The sequence below is a fragment of the Dysgonomonas termitidis genome, assembly GCF_054657735.1.
Genome location: NZ_BAAHYD010000001.1, coordinates 392,616 through 410,940 on the forward strand (window position 1 = coordinate 392,616; position 18,325 = coordinate 410,940).

Below are 18,325 nucleotides of genomic sequence, written 5' to 3' on the forward strand. Positions count from 1 at the left end.
CGTAAAACTTTTTACTGCGTATGCCGTTTTATGGATATAGTTTTGTAAAGTTTGTGTTAAGGCCCTGAAGTTAACGAAGTGATTTTGTGAACTTCCTTTTTTGTTTAGATTGAGTTTGAATCCTGTTTAAATTTTATTTGCCCCGGTTTTTAGACAAAAAGAGGCTGTGGGTTATATAGGATTGATGTAATGTTGCTACTGTAAGCTATGCATCTGTTACACCTTGCTTACTAATAGATAGTAATTTCCTATTAAACCATACAGTATAGCTTGCTGGTTGCTTACAAATTGATGAGGCTATTGCTGCTTTTGGTTGCAAAAATCTTGTTTCTGCTCTTTTACTCTTATGATATACAGATCACAGAACCAGGATAAATAATATAATAATCCTGCTCCTGCTTATATATGGACAGCAAGGGATTATAAGCATCAATAAATATGATTTCCAAACAATTACATTGAATCCGCTTTACCAATTCCTGTATATATCAAATAAAACAGGATTGAAATACACAGACTATCCAATGACCTCTACTGTCCTGTTGCCTGTCAGTTGCTCCTGTTGCTTCCATCAGCTACAAGCAGTAACACACAAGCAACCAACCCAAGCTAAAAGCAACACCGGACAGCAACTACAAGTGTAAAAATGACCAAAAACAAGCGTGAACGATTACCCGCAGATATACAGTGAGTTATACGGGATTTGTTTTTGTTATTTTTGTATTTAACAAAAATGAATCCGGTGTGCAGGTCGTGTTTTGTTGGTTGTTGCCGCTTATCTGCTACACCTGTCGCTTCTAACTTGTACAATCAGGAAAGTACAAGCTACAACAAACTATAAAAACACACCTTGATATCCTGATGCATGCCTTTACAGACCTTTGCAAAAAAAAATATGGGCCCGGATTCAGGCCCATATAAATCCTTTATTATTTTACAATACACGGTTTACCAAATGCTTACATTCCTAAAGGCAGGGAAGCTGTCAGAGGTATTTAAACTATTCCAGGACTAAGCTCCTGTCGTTTACCGGATGATTGCATCAGGATGTAAAACACCCTGCTGCAACCCATAAAATACCCGTTCCGTTATACCCCTTATAATTCATCTGCAAGCCTTATAAGCCTGTCAATGAGTTTCCTTGCATCATCCTTCGTAACGGATATAACCAAAGATCCGTCTTTTGTCAGTCCATCAGGTATGATATCCCCGGCCAGGAATAAGAGCTCCTTTTGTGCCGGAATCCCGTCAATCTTAGGCGTTACCACCTGTAGGCTGAAATTTATACCTTCGTTGTTGTCAATCATGTAAGGCTTTTTAGCCGCTGTCTTTAAAAATTTCCGTTCCATTTTTTTTTAATTTTAAGTGTTGCGTATTTATATAAATTATTTAAGCCACTGTTCCTCAATATCTTTCATAAAGTGGGAAATTCCCCATTTTATGGGATTATCTTTATTTCCACTGTTTTTCATAAAAGGGCGGATATTCTTCTTTACGGGGTCACATCCCGGATCAATAAAATAGCCCTGCTTCTGAAGGATATAAAATATCCTTTCCGCGTTAGCCGTAGAATCGGATATCTCATCAGTCCTCCTGTAGCTCCAGCCTTTCCTGTTCCTTTCTGTTTTGTAAGCCTTCGTTAATCCGGTACATTCAGGAAGCCCGTTTTTGTCTCCTGCCGGATAACGATGCCGGATAAATCCCGGTCTGCGGATTTCATTGTTATATTTGTTTTCATTTCCCCATGTGTTTAAATGTATTTAAATATTTAGAAGGGACGTTTGCCCTCATTTTTCAATACCGGGGACTCTATGTCCGTAAACTGCGTCGTTTCACTGTTGAACGACACCAGGAAGCTGACAAGCCCCGTATTGCGTCCCTTGCCCCCGATGATAAGGGCCTTCGCCTGCGTATCGTAAGCTTTGAAAGGCTCCGGGAAATCCCTCCTGTAGAGTTCGGGACGGTAAACAAAGTAGATGTTGTCCGCTGCTTCCCCTATCTGGCCGCTGTCCCTCAGCCTGTTGATGTTCGGTTCCGGGTTGGATGCGTCCCGGCTTAACTGCGACAGGGCGATAACCCAGATGTCCAGCTCCCTGGCTATGTTCTTCAACCGCCTGGCCGCATCCGCCATCTGCTGCTCCTTGCCGGCTCCCTTCATGTTTACGGTCAGGATCTGGAGGTAGTCTACCACCGCCCCGTCGATATCATAACGGGCTTTCATCATGCGGATGGACGAAAGGATATTGTCGATGTTGGATGTGCTCCTGTCGTCAAAGTAGATGCCCGAATGGTACAGGGGTGATATGGACTTGTCCAGTTGCCCGAACCTGTGGTCTTCCAGCGGGGCGTACAACAGCTTTGCGGCGGGTATCCCGCTTTCCATGGCCATCAGGCGGGCCGTCAACTGTTCCTTCTTCATCTCCAGCGAGTAGACGGCTACACGGCTACCGTATTTGACCGTATTGTTGAGGACGGACATGGCGAACGATGTCTTGCCCTGTGAGGTCTCCCCGGCGATGATGACCAGGTCGGACTTTTGCAGGCCGCCTGTCCTGCTGTCCAGCTCCCGGAATCCCGTAGGGGAGCCGCTAAGGCATTTATTGGTCTTATTGGCCTCGATGATCGAGTATACGCCTTTGATGGCATCCTGTATCGTCGTTACCGGGTTCTGCGGCATGCTATAGAGGTTTTTCAGTACCTGGCCGCAATATGCCGTAATGTCGGCTATATCCGTAGAGTCCGTATAAGCTTCGAGCCTGACCCTATCGGCCAGTTGCACCAGCTTGCGCCGTGTATCGAGGTCGGAGAGCCGCAGGGTATGGCTGTACACCTGTGTTACTTCCGTCAGTTCGCCCATCCCTGCCAGCTCCACAAGCTTTATTTCGCCGGTTCCGGCTTTATACAGGCTTGCTATGCCGGCGATATCGGGCTCGGCGCCTTTGGCCTCTATCTCCCTGAAGATCCTGAATACCCTCCGGTGGAAGTCATCATAGAAACAGTCTTCGTGCAGGATGTCCCGGACTTCATCATATCCGTGGCGGTTGGAGATAACCGTACCGAGCACGATCTTTTCCAGTTCCGGGTCATGCGGCGGCATATATGCCGGAGTATCTGTATGTACCTGCTTTTTCATCTGGTGTATACCCTGTTTGATTGTATGTTTAACGCATTACGGAAGGTTGCCTGCCAGTCTATGGCCTGCGACCTGGTCTTTTTCTTGTTTTTCCATCCGGCTTCCAATGACCAGAACTCGACACAGGCTTTTTCGACCGATAATTTGATATCCACGTTCGGGTGGTAGCGCTGCATTTTGTTCAGCAGGCCTTCATCCGACATAAGGGTGTCATAGGCTTTCCTCAACCCGTCCAGGTATGTACCGAAATCATCCCTCCAGTTTTTAGCACTGGCAGCCGCTTTATCTTCCCCGGATGAGTGGGAAGGGGATACGCATGCAGGAAGGGAAGAAGGTAAAGGAAAAGAAGAAAGGCAGGGGGAAGGTAAAGGAGAAAGGCCGGGAGAAGATAAAGAAGAATCTGAATATTTATATGAAGATTCTTTCTCCTTATCATTCTTTTCGTTCTTATCATTCTTATCATTCTTGTTAGTTGTGAGGTCTTTGCCACCGCTTTGTGAAGGCTTTGTTATGCCTTTGCGGGAATCTTTGTCCCCTCCGCTTTTCGCCTGCTGGTAACAGTCCCAGTTACAGATGGTTATCAGCCTGCCTGTCTTTGCCGACTCGTTTGTCAGGAACCCGTATTTTTCGAAGCGTGCCAGGGCTGTCCTGACATGCTGTACCGATATCCCCTTGCCTGCCCTGCGGGTGATCTTCTCCAGGCTGGTAACCACCTGTCCCGGCTGGCAGTTGAACTTCCTGCCCTGCCATTCCCATCCGGCCTCTTTATGGTTGACCATCAGCAGCAATGTAATGAGTACTGTTTTTTGCCCGGGGGTCGAGAGATGCCAGATCGGTTTATCCGGCAGCGACCTGTATAGCTTGATATATCCTTCGTTTTCCATTTTTTTTGTATTACCTGTTTTGTTATTTACATTTATGCCGGCGATTCAATTATCTATGCCGGCTATCCGGTTGTTCAGACTACTGTTTTATTTATCTTTTCAGGATAACCCTTTCCCATACGCATATCAGGTTATCAGGTTAATATTATTGGATTCATATTAGTTATGTGGCAAAGGCTTTACCTCCTATACAGGGGCTTCCGGCTTATTTTCCGGAAATCCTGTATTTATGGACTCATCCGTAGTATTTTCTTTATATCGCTCACCCGGTACCTCCTTCTCCCCACGGTGGAGACAGGGCACAGGTAGCCGGATTTATTCCAGCGCCGGAGCGTGCCTGTATTTACATCCAGTAGCTGCGCCGCCTGTCCGGCGCTCAGGCAGGTTCCGTTTTCAACGTCCGTATCCTGATGCCCCGGTTCTTCCCGGGTTTTGTCTATACAATAATCGATTGCTTCGATCAGTTGCCCGGCATTGATGGTTACATTCAGGCTGGCATTGTCGCTTAATAAGTCATACAAGTTCATTATGCAAAAATTTTTGGTTTGCCCGTGTTCCGGTAGCTTACGGCCTATCCCGCACGTCCGGCAGTCCGTAAGTACCTGCCGTTTTAGACAATACAAAATTGCACAAAGGATACCTGTTTACAGAAAAGGGAATTTTCGAAAACAGGTAATAATGTAATATACAGAATATTGCAGGAAAAAGAGGGAATTGCTACAGGGAACAGGCAGGGAATTTATAAACGACAATTCCCTTTTATAATTTTTTAGTTATACTTTACAGGTAACCGAATAGCTTTTTGAGATCCCCCGAGGGTGTGTCCAGGTTATTGGGCTTGTATCCCTTGCCTTTCTCAATGCCAATGGCCTCACAGAACAGGCCGTACCATTGGGAGAATGTTGCAGGCTTCCTGCTGTTCATATGCTTGCCTGTGTATATCATATAAGCGATCTGGCCAAACTCTTTGGCTGTCCGGTCTGTATGTAATTCATCGACCAGGGTGTCGAAATAGTTGATGTTATTTCCCATGCCCCTGAAGGCAGGGCTAAAATAGTCTTTCAACTTACCGGCATCTATTATCCGCTGAGGCCTGTCCTCCTTTACTCCCGGATGTGCAGGCTGACCGGATTGCCCTATGCTTATCAATTCCTTTATAAGCCCTATTTCCAGCAGGCAGTTACCGGTAAAGGTGTTTTGTTCCGGAGTACCATCTGCATCCCGGTATTTTTGTAAAAAGGCCGTTTTACGCTCCAGCAGGTACGCCAGCTTTCCGGGATAGCTTTCGATTGTTGCCAGGTGCTCTTTCTCATCGTCCCAGTCAAAGCCTATGGCCTTTTCTATTTCTTCCCTGTCCGGCACGCAGTCATACGTAAAAAGGCGGCCGGGATTCCTGTTCTGCTCGCTTGCCAGCAGGTAAAACAGGTAGCCGAAGCTTTTATCCTGTTCAACGGCTTGCAGTAATTCAAGGCGCACTGCCGGGGCCGTATCTTTATTTATTTCACCGGGATTGTAGGCAAAGACAGGCTTTTGCCCGGCCATGATGCTTTTATTCAGTTCATAATCCATCGCGGAGTACCTGTACTTTTGGTACCGCCGGTCGGCGGTCAGGATACGCTCATGGTATTCACCGGTTGCAACCTCATCGGAACGGAGGGGATACAGGTCAGCTATGGCCTGTGTAACTTCCTCCAAATGGCTGATGCTGTTTTTATTTTTTTCGATATAATCTTTTGCCCTCATGACCGCTTATAAAAAACAGGTTGTTAGATTGCAAATGTAAGGCTTTAATTTAAAATCATGTAAAACAGTACCCGTTATAAATAAAATATGTTATATCTTGCAACCGTTATTTTTGACGCTTGATTATGGCCGTACAGGGATGTCATGGAAAGGAAAAGAAAGGTAGTTGGTGGTATCGGAAAAGAAATGTATCTTTACAGACTTAATCTTTCCAGGCGAATGTTGTTTTCTGCATTTTTGTTACCCGGTTGTTACTCACTATTTTTAAAAAGCAGGCTTATGTATTTATTATCAATTGATTACAAATACCATTTACCTTTGTTACCTTTTTGACCCCGCTCGCCCAGACGTCCCGTCTGTGTGTTGCGTAGCAAACATTTTTGCCCTGTCAACAAGACACGGACTGGAAGTCCGCGCAAGCGGAGGAGTTTGACTCCGTCGATTTGCAATTCAATTGGCACATCGGCAAATTTACTAATCGGCACATTAGTTTTCTGTCAGATATGTCAGATTTTAACAAAATACCCGGTGCCGTCCTGTATTTCTCTGTATGACCAAAAACTCACAGAGTTTAATGGCTCTGCCCTTCCGGAGACCAAGAAGAAGAAACTTTACAATTCTTATGTTATTCAATAGCTGAACCATTACGTTAAAATATTGTTTTTATTATTATCTTTGTCTTAGTAGAATTTATCAAGCATTTTATGGCTCTAAAACAGTCCTTACAACTCAAGCAGCAACAGAAGCTTTCGCCTCTTCAGATGCAGGTTATTAAATTAACCGAGTTGCCTGTTATTGAGTTGGAAGAGCGAATAAAGCAGGAGCTCGAAGATAATCCGGCTCTTGAAGAAGGTCTTGAAGCGACAGATGACACATCGGATTTCGATGATGAGTACAATTCGGAAGACGATGGAAATATATCGCAGGAAGATCTGACTTTAGGTGACTATATGAATGAAGAAGAGATTCCTGATTATCAATTACGGGACAGCAATAGACAAGCCTCGGGTAAACAAGAAGAAATACCGTTCTCGGTAGCCGCTTCCCTGCACGAATACCTGATAGAGCAATTGGGCGAATGTGAATTGGAGAAGAATGATGAAAAAGTAGCCGAATATATTATTGGAAACATTGATGAAAACGGTTATCTTGACAGGTCTCTTTCTGCAATTTCGGATGACCTTATTTTTCAGCAGAACCTCGACATTTCCGTCTCTAAACTCGAAGAAATCCTAAAGATAATCCAGGACTTTGAGCCGGCAGGTATAGGAGCACGGAATCTGCAGGAATGCCTCCTTTTGCAATTAACCCGGAAAGAAAAATCAGATAATACAGAATTAGCTATAAAGATAATTGCAGATTATTTCGAAGAGTTCTCTAAAAGACATTATGATAAGATCATCAGGCAACTGGATATTGATGAGACTGGGCTGAAAGGTGCGATACAGGAAATTACCACGCTGAATCCCAAACCGGGGAATAACTGGGGAGATTCCATGTCCATAACCCTGAGTACCATCATTCCCGATTTTATCGTGGAAACATATAACGGAGAACTTCTGCTAAGCATGAACAATCGCAATATTCCCGACCTGAAGGTAAGCCGTGAATATTCCGACCTGCTCAAAGGGTATGCCGATAATAAGGAAAGCATGTCCGCCGACAGTAAGAATGCTGTTTTATTCGTAAAGCAGAAGCTGGATTCCGCCCGCTGGTTCATTGATGCTATCAAACAGAGGCAGGATACACTCCAGCGTACCATGCAGGCGATAATGGATATGCAGTACGACTTCTTCCTTACAGGGGATGAAGCCCAGTTGAAACCAATGATACTGAAAGATGTAGCTCAACGTACAGGATACGATATATCCACCATATCACGGGTGAGCAACAGTAAATATGTACAAACCAGTTTCGGGATTTACCCGCTTAAATACTTCTTTTCGGAATCGATGCAGACCGACACGGGCGAGGAAATTTCTTCCCGCGAAGTGAAAGCCATATTAAAAGAATGTATCGAACACGAAGACAAGAAGAAACCACTTACAGACGACAGGCTTTCAGAGATACTGAAAGAGAAGGGGTATATAATTGCCCGCCGTACTGTAGCTAAATACCGGGAACAGATGAACTTGCCTGTTGCCCGATTAAGAAAGGAAATATGATAGAAGAAACAGACAATGTGCCGGAGATAAGAAACAATCCCGCTAATGCCGGCGATAAGTACGGCTCCGGTAAATCGCCGTTCTCATATGAACCACCAAAAGAAAAAGAGCCACTTCTTGCCCGGATAATATCTATTATCCTGCATCCCTTTTTTATGGGAGTGTATAGTGTCTCACTTTTGTTTCTGTATACGGATTTCAGGCTGATCTTTGCCGGACAGTTCATGCGGTTTATCACTCCCGTATTTTTCCTTACATGCGTGATTCCCGCGAGTAGCATATACTTTTTGAGAAAAGCCGGGCTGATAAAAGATTATGACCTGAAAAACAGGAATGACAGGTTTATTCCTTTTGTCGCGGCGTTCTGTTCTTACGGCTTATTGATATACTACTTTGTGTCGGCCGGATTATATGCATGGTTTATCGGGATACTGGTTGCTCCTCCCGTTCTGATCGTTATAGCTGCCGTCACAACCAGATATTGGAAGATCAGTGCACATATGATGGGGATCGGAGCGCTGATTGGTTGCACTTTGTCAGTTTGTTACTACGTTAAAGGGCTGAATCCATTCATTTTGTTCATCATTTTGTTTATCTTAGCAGGGTGTTTGGGCGTGTCCCGGCTGACGCTTCAACGGCATACTCCCGGACAGGTATATACGGGCTTCTTGGTTGGTCTTATCGTTTCATACCTGTGTGTACTGGTGGGGGCATATTGGGGTGTTATCATGTTTATTAAGAACTTATAATTTATTAATACATAAATAAAGAGATTATGAATTTTCCTGAAAATCTGAAGTATTCAAAAGATCACGAGTGGATCAAAGTTGAAGGTGATAAAGCTGTAGTTGGTATTACAGAATTTGCTCAAAGCGAACTGGGTGAAATCGTTTATGTAGATGTTACTACCGAAGGGGAAACAATCGACAAAGACGGAGTATTCGGCAGCGTAGAAGCTGTAAAGACCGTTTCTGACCTGTTGATGCCTGTATCCGGAGAAGTACTCGAAGTAAATGCCGATCTGGAAGACAAGCCTGAATTGATTAACGAAGATCCATACGGAAAAGGCTGGATTATTAAAATTGCTGTAAGCGATGCTGCCCAGTTGGACAGTCTGCTTTCGGCAGCAGATTACAAAAAACTAATTGGTAAATAATTAAATGAAACCTATCGTAAGTATAATTATGGGAAGTACATCCGACCTTCCCGTAATGGAAAAAGCTGCAAAGTTTTTCGATGAAATGGAGATTCCATTCGAGATAAACGCTTTGTCGGCACACCGTACTCCCGAACGTGTAGAGGCTTTCGCTAAAGCAGCCCACGAACGCGGAATCAAAGTTATTATCGCGGCCGCCGGCATGGCAGCCCATCTTCCGGGTGTTATAGCTTCCATGACATCTATTCCTGTTATCGGAGTCCCTATCGATGCTTCGCTCGACGGAATGGACGCATTGCTGGCTATCGTGCAAATGCCTCCGGGAATACCTGTTGCCACAGTGGGTATCAATGGTTCCCAGAATGCAGCTATCCTTGCCCTGCAAATGATAGCTACGGGAGATGAAGACCTGCATAAGAAACTGATCGCTTACAAAGAAACCTTGAAAAGTAAAATTGAAAAGGCTAATGAAGATTTAGCCAAAGTTCAGTATAAGTTCAAGACGAATTAAGAAGCGGTCTCGTTCGAAGTAAAAGAAAGTAGAGGTGTACTTTCGGGTACACCTCTATTCTTATCACAAATCTATTACTTACTTATGCTACCTCCACCCGACTTGTGGGCATTGATAGTTTCGTATGTCAGTTTTTTGATATCAACATCGGCTCCCCCACTGCAACTGACAGAGATAACCTTCACCTTTCCCGATAGTTCTACATCGGCTCCGCCACTAACGGAAAGGCTTACGTCATCTGCACTGCCGATATTTATATTTGAATCGCTTCCGCCTGATGCTGCTATCTTGAGCTTATTCGCTCTTAAATCCTTGATATCAGAGTCGGAACCTCCGGAGAAAGCAAAATTTGCCTCATTTACATTCAACCGGTCTATCTCTATATCCGCACCGCCTGATGCTGCGATAGACAACGCTCCTTTATTATTCAATTCTTTCGCATTGAAATCCGAACCACCCGATATGGCTATCGCATCTAATGCAGGGGCAGAAACATAGGCGTATATTCTGGAGTTTTTCTTAAAACGCTCGCCGTCTTTCCGCTTCAGTTCGAGATTGCCATTACTTACTGTTATTTCAATTTTCGGCATATTCTCCGCATCGGTTTCAATCTCCAATGAGTGCGAGTTGCTTTGGGAAAAATAAATGTCTATACCTCCACTTACGGCAATCTTGTTAAATGAACTTACCGGTTTCTTTTCTTTTACAACTTGTGCCGATATACCTAAAGATATCACACAACACACTGCTAACAGGATAATACTTTTTACTTTCATAGTTCTTTCTGTTTTTAAGGTCACAGACCTATTTATTACTTTCAGCAATAATCAGTTACTATTTAATAATATTACATTAAACACCTTCTTTTGCTTACCTTATATCAATATCTGCATAATTATTGGACACTACTATAGTTGCAGTAGGCGTACCGCTTCCTATCTGGCCTTTCTTAGTCACCTTATTACTCTTTTCAATGGATTCGGTATATTTTACAGTATACTTTTTCGAGATATTGAGATCTCCGTATATAAGGCTTGCGTCAAATGTTGCAGACATATTCAATGGAAAACCTATTGAAACATCGCAGTAACTGCCTTTTACATTTATCGTTTTCACTTTAGGCGACATTCCCCTAATCGTGACATCGCCATAAGAACTGCGAATGTCGATATCGGACAGCAGGTTGTCTATAATTATATCTGCATACATCAGCTGCCCTGTCATACTGCCGATAGTACCTATTTTCATATCACCGTATGAGGAGGATTTAGGAATCACAAGGGTTTGTACGTTATTGAACCGGCAATCGTTATAGTTACCAGACGACTCTACTCTCTTTGCCTTCTCTATCCTGAAATCCGAATAAGATCCCGATATGTTAATATCCTGTGCTTCTCCTATTTTCACATCACTATACCGTGCTTTTACTGAGGCAGCCTTATTTAAAGCCTGTGCCGAGAGATCACTGTACGAAAGGTTCGCGTCGAGACTTCCGTTTAGTTTATCCAATTTCACATCGCCATAGTCCAGATTAATATTCAGAGATATATTTTTAGGAACAGCTATTATATAATTAATCTGAGGTTTCGAATTACTCCTGCCGGTATTATTCGTAGTGATGGAAAGAAGCTTATTGCTTGTTGTTATATTACATGAAGCGGATTGATCCCTCTTATCGAAATATTGTATCTCCAGATCTATCTGACTCGAATTTGATTCCTTGACTATTATATTTCCGTATTTATGGAAGAATTCGATCTCGGATATATTCGAAAAGCTCTTCTTTTCTATACGGGTAGGTGTACCTTCAGCACGTTGTTTAGTCCCTTTACTATCATAGCTAAAGGCATAAGCGGTGTATCCTTTGCCATCAACATTGAGATTCCTGAGACTTGACTTCGCTGTTTTAATACCCTCTTTTGCAGCGTTCATGGCCAGTGCTGTGATAGAATCTGTGTTTATATTGATGATGAAGTCGTTCAATGCCGTGATAGAGTCCATATTAAGATCGAGATTGGGTCCATTTAATTCCATGAACTGGCTTGAATCTATGTCTATTCCATCCAACACCTTATCCAGATTGAGATTCAGTTTCTTTTTGAATACTTTGACAGAGTCCTGAGGCTGATTACCTGTGCTTTCATTCGCAAATGTATGAAAGAGGGTAAGGCAGCATAAAACCGTTAATAATATATTCTTCTTCATCGTGTGTACATTTTTAGCATTTTGTGTATTTACCTAATTTTTCGTTTATACTTTCCAGTTTTTGTATATTTGTTTTATAGTGTTTCACCAGATAGCGTATTGCCATTTCCTGATTTTCATTTTTTGACATCTCATCCACAAAGGCCGTATTGTTGCTCATTATCTTCTCTATATCGCGAGTCAGCTGTGCCTGGTTTTCGGTATCGGTATAGGCCAGTTTACACATGATATCCGCAATCTGCTCCTCCATTTGCTGATTGTAATAATCGTTTGTCGCCCTGAATTCATCAGTTGCTATGGAGCTTTCAGTTGGCGGAGCCACTTCCAAGCTTTGTGGCGCATAGAATTTGACGGCTACTCCAATTAATATCGCAATGGAGGCGGCAATCGAAATATAGCTTATCAGGTTTACTCTTTTAGCAGGTTTCTTTTCAGCTTCCTGAATACCCATCTGCTTGTTAAGCAAAGCTTCGAATCGTTCTGTATGACCTGCCGATGGCTCCTTATCGTCAAATAGTTCTCTATTCTTTTCTATATATTCTTTTCTATCTTTCATCTCTCTCTCCTTTCAGATAAGTTCGATTAATCTTTGTTTTGCTCTCATATATTGTATACGGGCCGTACCCGGTGCTATGTTTAGTATTTCAGCGATCTCTTCATGATCATAACCCTCTATCAGATACAAATTTATAACCAGACGGCTCGATTCCGGTAATTTATCTATTGCTGACTTCACCTGACCTACTTTTGCCATTATTTGCTCCCAATCGGCATTATCGTCCGTGTCGGCAATGTCATAATTCATATTATCATGCAGCTCTGTCATTTCCATATTTCTCCTCCTCAGCTTGTCGATGGACGCGTTAATCGCTATTCGTACGAGCCAGGCCTCGAAAGGAACAGAGTCATTGTAATTATCCAGTCCCGAAAAAGCTTTCAGAAAAGCGTCCTGCATCGTATCTTCAGCCTCGGCAGGGTTACGGAGTACACGAAAGCATGTGTTGTAAACCCTTTTGTAAAAGGTTGTATACATTTGCATTTGCGCCCTGCGTTCGCCTTTCCTGCACTGCTCGATTATACCTGAGTCGAAACTTATCATTTACTAATCCTGTCACCCTTTCTATTTAGGTCTCACATCTGTTTACTGACGTCCTAAGCATAATAACAACTGATAGTTAACTCTGCTGAATATGGCATTAAACACTTTCCTTTAATTATATGTACGCAATAAAAAAAGAAGTGTTACAAATGAACTGATTTTTTTTAAGAAAAATAAAAATCCCTTACCTTATTCTTTCTATATAAAACCTGCCATGATATCAGTTCTCAGCTGATTGCCGTTACCTGCCCGGCTCCGGATATCACGCAAACTGCTTTTTCAGGGAGATTTATATCATCATAAATAGAGCAGAAAAAGAATAAAAACCCCAGGCTGTCATTAGGCCTGGGGTTTTTCAATGTTATAACTTTAATGTCTGTGTGAATCTACTATATTACTCAGGATTATTTCAAAACTTCAGAGTATTCCCCATCTCTTGTATTATTTAGCCCAAAACAATTTTATATAGGCATTATCTGTTCCACCCATAGCCTGTATCTGTGCATCATAATTTTTTGTATTATTACTTCTTTCGGAATCCGGATAACGAATCCGGAAAGGTAATGTTTTCAATAATTGAGCCGCCTGATCTTCCGGATAATATAACTGGGGGTATCCTGTACGACGCACTTCATTCCAAGCCTGGAACGGCTGCATATAACCAAAATTCAGCCATTTCTGAGTAATGATGGCTTCTTCTTTGTTAGAGGCGGCATCCCATGCCTTTTCTGCATAAGCCTGAATAACCGACTCTGCCGGCATGTCCATCTTTGTTCCGGTTTTGCTCGGGCTGATGGCATTCTCTTCGAAATAGAACTGTGCGGAGTGTAGAATCCCGTCAACAAACGCCGCTTTTGCATCGCCGCTGGCCCATCCTTTCTGATATGCTTCGGCTTTCAGGAAGTCTACTTCGGCCGCTGTAAAGATCGGGCTTATAAACTGTGTATTGTACATCACTGTAGTAGAGTCGATACGCGAATATACGCGCTCTGATTCCGGCTTCGCGGTGTTTACCTCTTGTTCGGCATACGTTTCGCGAGTAGAGAGTCCTTTATATTCTCCTGCCGCGTTCTTGGAATACATGATAGGCAGGCGCGGGTCATTTTCTCCCGAAACGGCGTTTGTTAATACATCTAACATGGCTTGTGATGCACGGCTCTGGTCAATATAGCCTGTCCGAAGATCATCCGGATTGAAAAAAGCTCCGGTATCTTTATCATTGGAATCCAGTTTAATAGTTTCGTTCAGGCTGGATACGAGGGGATAGCCACCACCCAGGATTTCAGCTATCACCTGCTTTCCTTTGGCAGATAAGTCACCCTGTGAAGCGACCCGTACGGCAAGGCGCAGGCGAAGCGAATTACAATACCTTTCCCATTTATCCAGATCGCCGTAATTGATAAAATCCTGCTTAGGCAAGGATGCAGACGCCTGTTTGTCCAGATTATCTTTTAAACTATGTATATCTGTATAAAGTTCGCCCAGACGGTCGAGCATCGTAGTATATATGTCCGTAGCCTTATCGTATGCCGGATAGCTGCCGGCCACATCACTGGTAATGGCAAGAAAACCGGCCTCTTTGAACGGCGCGTCGCCGAAAGTATCCACTATCTGCGATAAATGATCGTAAACAAATACTTCGGATAAATTCTTGAATACTCTATATATATCTTTTTCGCTGTCGCTTAACCCTTCATAGACATTCTGAAGTACACGAAACTGTGTCAGTGTATTATAGAAATGTATCCATCGGTCGTTAGCATAGCTGTCGTTAGCCGAATAAAGGGAACCTTGCGAATTCATAAATCCGAGTGTCTGGGCATATTTTCCCGTAACGGTATTATCCCATGTGTACATGCGCCAATAAGAATTGAACGTATAAACACGCCCTGTATAAAACACACCTGTCATCAGTTTGTCACAGGATGCTATATCGGTTTTTGACGGATCAGGGTATTTATCCGAATACTCGCTGTCGGCGCAGGAATAGAATGTGAGCGCCGCAACCAATACAATGAGAAATAAATATATTTTTTTCATATTGTTCTTTTTTTATTAATTAAAGAATTAGAAGCTGGCTCGTAACGAAATACCTACCGAGCGGGTTGTCGTAGTAGAACCTCCCAGGCTGGCCTGTGTTATCCAAGATGTACCGTCTGCTGCTTCAGCGTCCAGCATCGGCATGTTCTTGTAAACATAGAACAGGTTACGTCCGAATACGGATACCATTAAACTCTTACACTTGACTTTAGAAAGTATAGACTTCGGAAGATTATAACCTATTGACAATTCGCGGCATTTTACATAGGTATTATCAAATACGCCATGAGAATAATAAGTTACATCTGTCGGATCATAACCACCCCAGTTGTAAGTCCAATATGCCAGCTGGTCACCCGGAATCATTGTCGTATTAGCGCTTCCATCCGCTTTAACTCCTTGCAATATCACACCGTTATCATAAATCCTCTCTCCGTTAGGGCCTGCAGAACCTGTGAAAGGAACGACGTTACGATTGGCATCGAAGTAATAGGTCAGCCCTTTACCTTCTCCATCATGATAATCCAGACTTTCTTTAATCGCTCCCTGTCCCATCATATACTGGTAAGGCATATTCATTACCGCACCGCCTATGCGGTAATCGAACGAAGCATCGAGCACGAAATTCTTATAAGAGAAAGTAGTGGCGAAACCTCCGACCATCTTCGGCATGGCATTTCCCACTTTAACCGGTTTATCGGTCAGTTGATAGAAACCATCTTCACGGATAATATAATTACCTTTGTCATCTTTCTTAGGCGCCAAAGCATATATATCTCCGGCTGGTTCTCCTAATTTTGAATAAAGATACGCGGACCCGTTATCCCAGTTTGTATGTGTTATCTGGTCGATACCTTCCGCCAGCTTAACCACGGTATTTTTATTCCATGCAAAATTGGCGCGCACATCCCATCTCAGGTCACGTGTCAGAACCGGCGTACCGTACAGGGAAAGCTCAACGCCTCTGTTCTTCATGTCGCCGATATTTAATGTCATACTTGTTGCACCGGAAGATGCAGGCATGGTAGCATCCAAGATCATATCCTGTATTTTATTGGTATAATAAGAAAGTTCGAAACCTAAGCGATTGTTAAAGAATTTACTTTCCAATCCGAATTCCCATTCGAATTTCTTTTCGTTGCGGAGGTTGTAATTGCCCACTTTAGGATCGACACTATTATATATCCACTTACCGCCGACTGATTTTTGCGTATAGGCCTGAACGGCGTAATACGCCGGCGGTGGATTGCCCACAACGCCGTAAGAGGCGCGGATCTTGCCATAATCGTACCACGAAGGCATTTTATCTTTAAATAGTTCGGTGTAAATAATACTTCCACTCACAGATGGAAAATAGAATACATTCTTCTTGGGTGCCAGCGTGGATACTTTTTCCTGACGGAGTGTTCCTTCCAGGTAAGCCCAGCTATCGTATGACAGGTTTAATGTTCCGAAGTACGCGGTCTTCAACAGATTTAATTTACGCATTTCAGAAGATTTCGGTTCATTGCTGGCATTCAGGTGAAACCAGTTTTCTACCGAAAGCCCACCATTGGTATTGGCCCAGGTATTGAATTCTTTTTCCGTACGTCCCTGCCAGCCGACCATAGCGTTCATACCCAACTTATCAGTCAGGTTGGTATCATAATTCAACATAATGTCACCGTAGAAGATTTCATAGCGATTGTTACGCGCCATATAGTATCCTACGTTTTCGTTGATCAACCGAGAGTTCGCCGCCTGCTCTTTTTGCTCGATCTTTTCGGCAGTATAATCTGTTGCTATACGCCCTTTCAGAGTAAGACCCTTTACAATTTGCCAGCTTGGAGTAACATTTGCCAACAAGCGGTTGGTATTATTCAGATATTCCTTACTCAGGATATTCCAAAAATATTCGTCTACCAATGCATAAGGAGCCGGAGTCCATTCGAATCCTTCATCCGGAGTAATTTGATTAGCATCAGAATAAATCCGGTTCAGGTATCCTAAGCTTGTTCTTGTATGCTCGCGCAGGTACTTAACATCATCGAAAGGCCCCGCCATACCGCTAAAATTAGTCAATGTACGGCTGAGACGGTAAGGCGGATTTTTTTGGTCCTGGAGTATATAATTAACACCGTAACCGACTGAAATATTTTTCGTTACGTTATAATTACCTGTCAGGTTAAAATTATGCTTATGAAACGTGGAATTATACTGCGTAGGCAAATTGTCTATATAAGTATAAGAAAAGCGGAGATTGCCCTTTTCAGTAGCGTTTGTAACAGCCAGGTTGTATTGTTGGGTAAAGCCTGTACGGAATATTTCCGACCATGGATTATCATTTATCGGAGAGTACTTGCGTACTGTTCCGTCATAATAGATTACATCTTTACCATCATATTTCGGCCCCCAATACCTTGTCGTTGAAGACGCTCTTCTGTGGTTTACGCCATGTCTGTCATCCCAGCCATTAATCCTCCATCCTTCTTCATCGAGTCCGTTTGCCGCAGTGCGTTGATACCCATTAGCTCCCGGGCCATATTTAGTCTGATATTGGGGCATATAAGCCACCGGGTCCCATGTCAGACTGGCATTGAAGTCCACACCCAAACCCGTAGAACCCTTACCTGTTTTGGTCGTAATCATCACAACGCCGTTGGTCGCCTCCGAACCATACAAGGCAGAGGCCGCAGCACCTTTCAGTATAGACAGGCTTTCAATATCCTCGGGATTGATATCTGCCAAACCATTAGACGATATCCGCTGATTATCCCAGTAACCGCTCAGGTTAGCATCACCGTTATGGATAGGTACACCATCCACCACGACCAGAGGCATATTGGTCAGGTTCAGGGAATTCAGACCGCGTATATTGATAGAAATGGCACCTGCGATACCTCCCGGGGCTGTCTGGATACGCACGCCGGACGCTTTTCCATAAAGAGCGGCACCTAAAGTAGGCGCTGCCGCTTTTGTTAAGTCGCCTGCACTTATTGTACTGACCGAGTAGCCCAGTGCTTTCGCTTCTTTTCTAATACCCAAAGCTGTCACCACAACTTCATCCAGCTGAAGGGCATCTTCCTCGAGGGCCACATCAATTACCGATGAGGTTACAGTTACTTCCTGTGACTTATAACCGACAAAGGAAAAGACCAACACTGAATTTGTACCTGCTGATATAGCATACTTTCCGTCTATATCTGTCAAGGTACCATTAGTCGTTCCTTTCACTGTGACACTTGCCCCTATAATAGGCTCATTATTTATGTCTTTAACTACACCCGTTACTGTTTGAGCCTGAGCAAAGACATGGGAGCATAATAAGATACCGCACAACAGCAGTGCTTTACATACGCTCTTACTAATTTGGTTTTCTTTTAAGTAAACATTCATAATAAAAAAATTAG

The 18,325-nt window shown here is 43.2% G+C and carries 15 protein-coding genes; 4 read left to right on the forward strand and 11 right to left on the reverse strand.

Annotation, left to right across the window (positions count from 1 at the left end; genetic code table 11):
- Window positions 1-1,097 precede the first annotated feature (1,097 nt).
- The 5 genes from ACYQ3L_RS01575 to ACYQ3L_RS01595 all read right to left on the reverse strand — a co-directional run bounded on the left by ACYQ3L_RS01575 (window position 1,098) and on the right by ACYQ3L_RS01595 (window position 5,760).
- Window positions 1,098-1,349 carry a hypothetical protein gene (locus ACYQ3L_RS01575; RefSeq protein WP_380001150.1) on the reverse strand — a complete coding sequence of 84 codons (252 nt, stop codon included), beginning with the start codon at window positions 1,347-1,349 and terminating at the stop codon, window positions 1,098-1,100.
- 419 nt (window positions 1,350-1,768) lie between these two features.
- Entirely contained in the window at window positions 1,769-3,133 is a 1,365-nt protein-coding gene (locus ACYQ3L_RS01580) for a replicative DNA helicase (RefSeq protein ID WP_459952260.1), read from the reverse strand.
- Window positions 3,130-4,017 carry a hypothetical protein gene (locus ACYQ3L_RS01585; protein ID WP_459952261.1) on the reverse strand — a complete coding sequence of 296 codons (888 nt, stop codon included), beginning with the start codon at window positions 4,015-4,017 and terminating at the stop codon, window positions 3,130-3,132. Before ACYQ3L_RS01585 ends, ACYQ3L_RS01580 begins: the two co-directional genes overlap by 4 nt.
- 227 nt (window positions 4,018-4,244) lie before the next feature.
- Complete coding sequence (locus tag ACYQ3L_RS01590; RefSeq protein ID WP_380002133.1) at window positions 4,245-4,544, reverse strand: helix-turn-helix domain-containing protein; 300 nt, start codon at window positions 4,542-4,544, stop codon at window positions 4,245-4,247.
- A 253-nt stretch (window positions 4,545-4,797) separates the two neighbouring features.
- Window positions 4,798-5,760 carry a hypothetical protein gene (locus ACYQ3L_RS01595; RefSeq protein WP_459952262.1) on the reverse strand — a complete coding sequence of 321 codons (963 nt, stop codon included), beginning with the start codon at window positions 5,758-5,760 and terminating at the stop codon, window positions 4,798-4,800.
- A gap of 704 nt (window positions 5,761-6,464) precedes the next feature.
- On the opposite strand from ACYQ3L_RS01595, the gene rpoN reads away from it, so the two are divergent.
- Genes rpoN through purE form a run of 4 tightly spaced genes read left to right on the forward strand, consistent with a single transcriptional unit; the run spans window position 6,465 to window position 9,592 of the window.
- On the forward strand, window positions 6,465-7,925 hold the full coding sequence (gene rpoN, locus ACYQ3L_RS01600; RefSeq protein WP_379997374.1) for an RNA polymerase factor sigma-54: 1,461 nt from the start codon (window positions 6,465-6,467) through the stop codon (window positions 7,923-7,925).
- Window positions 7,922-8,674 carry a phosphatase PAP2 family protein gene (locus tag ACYQ3L_RS01605; protein WP_379997372.1) on the forward strand — a complete coding sequence of 251 codons (753 nt, stop codon included), beginning with the start codon at window positions 7,922-7,924 and terminating at the stop codon, window positions 8,672-8,674. The genes rpoN and ACYQ3L_RS01605 overlap by 4 nt, the downstream gene beginning before the upstream one ends.
- Before the next feature lie 26 nt (window positions 8,675-8,700).
- Window positions 8,701-9,081: a glycine cleavage system protein GcvH gene (gcvH, locus tag ACYQ3L_RS01610; protein WP_006800830.1), complete on the forward strand. Its 381-nt coding sequence runs from the start codon at window positions 8,701-8,703 to the stop codon at window positions 9,079-9,081.
- 4 nt (window positions 9,082-9,085) lie between these two features.
- Window positions 9,086-9,592 (forward strand): 5-(carboxyamino)imidazole ribonucleotide mutase, encoded by a 507-nt coding sequence (purE, locus tag ACYQ3L_RS01615; RefSeq protein ID WP_379997370.1) that lies wholly within the window; start codon window positions 9,086-9,088, stop codon window positions 9,590-9,592.
- 74 nt (window positions 9,593-9,666) lie between these two features.
- Here the strand turns inward: purE and ACYQ3L_RS01620 are convergent, their stop codons facing one another.
- The 6 genes from ACYQ3L_RS01620 to ACYQ3L_RS01645 form a co-directional block, all read right to left on the reverse strand.
- The gene (locus tag ACYQ3L_RS01620; RefSeq protein WP_379997368.1) at window positions 9,667-10,368 is read right to left on the reverse strand and encodes a GIN domain-containing protein; all 702 of its coding nucleotides are present in this window, start codon (window positions 10,366-10,368) and stop codon (window positions 9,667-9,669) included.
- Between the two features lie 94 nt (window positions 10,369-10,462).
- Window positions 10,463-11,797, reverse strand: a complete 1,335-nt coding sequence (locus tag ACYQ3L_RS01625) for a DUF4097 family beta strand repeat-containing protein (protein WP_379997366.1) — start codon at window positions 11,795-11,797, stop codon at window positions 10,463-10,465.
- A 13-nt stretch (window positions 11,798-11,810) separates the two neighbouring features.
- Complete coding sequence (locus ACYQ3L_RS01630) at window positions 11,811-12,353, reverse strand: hypothetical protein (RefSeq protein WP_379997364.1); 543 nt, start codon at window positions 12,351-12,353, stop codon at window positions 11,811-11,813.
- Between the two features lie 12 nt (window positions 12,354-12,365).
- Window positions 12,366-12,896 (reverse strand): RNA polymerase sigma factor, encoded by a 531-nt coding sequence (locus ACYQ3L_RS01635; protein WP_379997362.1) that lies wholly within the window; start codon window positions 12,894-12,896, stop codon window positions 12,366-12,368.
- 441 nt (window positions 12,897-13,337) lie between these two features.
- On the reverse strand, window positions 13,338-14,936 hold the full coding sequence (locus ACYQ3L_RS01640) for a SusD/RagB family nutrient-binding outer membrane lipoprotein (RefSeq protein WP_379997360.1): 1,599 nt from the start codon (window positions 14,934-14,936) through the stop codon (window positions 13,338-13,340).
- Window positions 14,937-14,963: 27 nt separating this feature from the next.
- Window positions 14,964-18,311 carry a SusC/RagA family TonB-linked outer membrane protein gene (locus tag ACYQ3L_RS01645; protein WP_379997358.1) on the reverse strand — a complete coding sequence of 1,116 codons (3,348 nt, stop codon included), beginning with the start codon at window positions 18,309-18,311 and terminating at the stop codon, window positions 14,964-14,966.
- Window positions 18,312-18,325: the final 14 nt, after the last annotated feature.

Coding starts and splice junctions, on each gene's coding strand:
- ACYQ3L_RS01575 (WP_380001150.1), bottom strand. CDS start 1,349: ATGGAACGGAAATTTTTAAAGACAGCGGCTAAAAAGCCTTACATGATT.
- ACYQ3L_RS01580 (WP_459952260.1), bottom strand. CDS start 3,133: ATGAAAAAGCAGGTACATACAGATACTCCGGCATATATGCCGCCGCAT.
- ACYQ3L_RS01585 (WP_459952261.1), bottom strand. CDS start 4,017: ATGGAAAACGAAGGATATATCAAGCTATACAGGTCGCTGCCGGATAAA.
- ACYQ3L_RS01590 (WP_380002133.1), bottom strand. CDS start 4,544: ATGAACTTGTATGACTTATTAAGCGACAATGCCAGCCTGAATGTAACC.
- ACYQ3L_RS01595 (WP_459952262.1), bottom strand. CDS start 5,760: ATGAGGGCAAAAGATTATATCGAAAAAAATAAAAACAGCATCAGCCAT.
- rpoN (WP_379997374.1), top strand. CDS start 6,465: ATGGCTCTAAAACAGTCCTTACAACTCAAGCAGCAACAGAAGCTTTCG.
- ACYQ3L_RS01605 (WP_379997372.1), top strand. CDS start 7,922: ATGATAGAAGAAACAGACAATGTGCCGGAGATAAGAAACAATCCCGCT.
- gcvH (WP_006800830.1), top strand. CDS start 8,701: ATGAATTTTCCTGAAAATCTGAAGTATTCAAAAGATCACGAGTGGATC.
- purE (WP_379997370.1), top strand. CDS start 9,086: ATGAAACCTATCGTAAGTATAATTATGGGAAGTACATCCGACCTTCCC.
- ACYQ3L_RS01620 (WP_379997368.1), bottom strand. CDS start 10,368: ATGAAAGTAAAAAGTATTATCCTGTTAGCAGTGTGTTGTGTGATATCT.
- ACYQ3L_RS01625 (WP_379997366.1), bottom strand. CDS start 11,797: ATGAAGAAGAATATATTATTAACGGTTTTATGCTGCCTTACCCTCTTT.
- ACYQ3L_RS01630 (WP_379997364.1), bottom strand. CDS start 12,353: ATGAAAGATAGAAAAGAATATATAGAAAAGAATAGAGAACTATTTGAC.
- ACYQ3L_RS01635 (WP_379997362.1), bottom strand. CDS start 12,896: ATGATAAGTTTCGACTCAGGTATAATCGAGCAGTGCAGGAAAGGCGAA.
- ACYQ3L_RS01640 (WP_379997360.1), bottom strand. CDS start 14,936: ATGAAAAAAATATATTTATTTCTCATTGTATTGGTTGCGGCGCTCACA.
- ACYQ3L_RS01645 (WP_379997358.1), bottom strand. CDS start 18,311: ATGAATGTTTACTTAAAAGAAAACCAAATTAGTAAGAGCGTATGTAAA.